The 2,520-nt window shown below is 42.4% G+C and carries 2 protein-coding genes and 1 pseudogene; all 3 read left to right on the top strand.

What is annotated here, in order from left to right; translation table 11 throughout:
- Window positions 1–818: polymorphic toxin-type HINT domain-containing protein (locus HII30_RS21475; RefSeq protein WP_246246823.1), on the top strand; the 818-nt coding region annotated here is incomplete at its 5' end.
- A gap of 20 nt (window positions 819–838) precedes the next feature.
- Window positions 839–1,366: a hypothetical protein gene (locus HII30_RS21295; RefSeq protein WP_169507050.1), complete on the top strand. Its 528-nt coding sequence runs from the start codon at window positions 839–841 to the stop codon at window positions 1,364–1,366.
- A gap of 457 nt (window positions 1,367–1,823) precedes the next feature.
- Window positions 1,824–2,520 (top strand): annotated as a pseudogene (locus HII30_RS21290) (RHS repeat protein); the annotation flags it as partial.

Genomic DNA, 2,520 nt, shown 5'->3' with positions numbered 1-2,520 from the left:
CCTATTCAGCCGAGCATTTTGCTAGGGCAGGACTACTTCTTTTTGGTATGAGCCCTTATGGCAAGATGTCTAAGTCTGCTTCCAAGGGACTTTCGAAAGCCGTGAATCCATGTAACTGCTTTACTGCTGGGACCCAAGTGTTAACAGACGAAGGGGAGAAACCTATCGAGGAAATTGAGGTAGGGGATAAGGTTCTCGCTAAGTCTGAATATGATTCTAACGGTGAGTTAGCTTACAAGGAAGTAACAGCTTTATACCGCAACCAACGTGATGATATTATTAAGTTGCATGTTGGGGAGCAAATCATCGAGACGACAGACAACCATCCGTTTTGGGTTGAAGGTAAAGGGTGGATCTTCGCAGATGAACTTCGAGCAGGCGACAAACTCCAAAAGGCTGACGGAAGCAATCTAACGATTGACAAGGTAGAGTTTATTAAACTGGTTGAGCCTGTTACGGTCTATAACTTTACAGTTGCTGACTATCATACGTATTATGTAACAGATTTGGGGATTTGGGTGCATAATACGAATTGTCCATTTGGAAAGTATGAGGATGCACCATATCATGGAACTACAAATAATAGTGTGAAGAATAAAGCGCCGAATAATGGACAAAATGCATTAAATAATTCAATGTCTATTGGACCAAATACTGACCGAAGAATAGCTATTAGTAACGGTGAGTTCGTTGTTCTTGATAAAACAAGCGATGGGCTATACCATGGGCATGTTAGGTCTTGGAGTGAACTGACTCCAACAATGCAAGCTATTCTCAGGAAGGAAAGGCTTGTGGATAAGAAAGGTAGGATGAAATGAGTATTTATTGCTCCATTAAGTTGACCGAGGATACTCAATTTGACTTATATTCTGAGTATCCGTTAAAAAACAAACTTGATGAAATATCTGTAATCTTTAAAGAAAAGAACAATGAAGTGTGTATTTTTAGAGATACAATTCAAGAGGCTGTGACTACTATTTATAGGGGTCTATCTAAATGTGTAACAAATCAAATGACACTTAATTCAACTTTAGACATCGGTAGAGTGGGGGAAAAGTGGAATATTTGGACGAATGACTTATCGGATGAAGTAGACGAAGACGAGGAAGATGTATATCAACAATATTGGATTTGGTCTAGTAGAGATTTTCAAACCTGGGTTTATCAGAAAGGTGGTAAATCTTATGTCGAACTTAGTCCTAGTTACAGGTGGCACTATTTAGAACCAATAGAAAATGAGGTGGTCATAACTTTTGAAGAGTTTATGAAAGGGTACAAACCTATAGTCATTGAAATTACTTCGGAGAAATTAACAAAAGTTCTTGATTTATTAAAAAAAATTAAACATGACTTAGGGATTTCCTAGTCACTAAGACCTTGAGGCAAAGAAGCTCAAGGTCTTTCTTTTACCCCTCCAGTGCCGAATGAAGCGGGCGGCACGTCCTGAACGAACGTAACTCAATATCCTTCTAAATGCCTGTACGTACATGCAATGCTTGAATTTTATACCTAAATAACGGTATTCCTTTTCGTTGGATAGGTCCATTTTGGTCAGATACCACCAGGATTAACCAGTTTTTTGTTATGTTCGCTTTCTCGCGTTTTTTCAAAAATGAATCGCAACTGTAAAATACTTCATACTGATAGAGAGGGTGAATAGGAAGGCGCATCTTTAGGAAGGATAACACGACTATTCATAGTAAGGGCGGCAAACTTGTAGGTTATTTGATTCTGTCCGCAACTGAACTGACCTTGCAACTACCACCACAGACTACGGTGAGAAAATCACGACGACAACCGACGCCATTGGACGGGAAACAGAAATGAAGCGGGAGGATGGCAGTACGGGCAGTACCATTAGCCATGGAACAGCGTATGAAGTGAACGGCGATCCGTTTGCTGCCCAAACCACCGATGGAAAAGGAAGCGTGACAAGCTTTACCGCAAACGGACTGCACCGTCTGCAAAATGTGACCCAATCCGTTGATGAGCAGCAGCTTCAGACCACGTATCAATATAACAAGCTGGGCAGCCTGACATCCAAGGTATTTCCGGACCTCTCCAATATAGCCTATAGCTATGATGAACTGGGCCGCCGGTTATCCAAGCAGGACTCGGTGCTGGGCACGGAGATGTATACCTATGACGATAACCACAACATCACGGGAGGGACAACTCGAAACGCGAAGTCGGTCCTGAATCAGTTTGATGAACGAAATCGTCTTCAAGCCTGGAGCAGTGGAGACAAGAACGGCAGCTTTACGTATTATAAGAACGGTCTGCGTAAATCGATGACGGATGAAACCGGAACGACGCAGTATGTGTACCAGAACGACAATCTTTTGCAAAAGGTTACTTATCCGGATGGAAAGACGCTGGAGTACACCTATTATAAGAATGGCCTGCGCAAAACCATGAAGGATCCGTTCGGAGTCACTGCCACCTATATATACAACCAGGATAACCAGCTCAAAGAGGTGCGGACGGGCGGCAGCCTGGAAGCGGAATATATCTATCGGG

The organism is Paenibacillus lemnae (assembly GCF_012933385.1).
GTDB lineage: Bacteria > Bacillota > Bacilli > Paenibacillales > Paenibacillaceae > Paenibacillus_AQ > Paenibacillus_AQ lemnae.
This window is presented reverse-complemented; position numbering and strand designations above follow the sequence as displayed.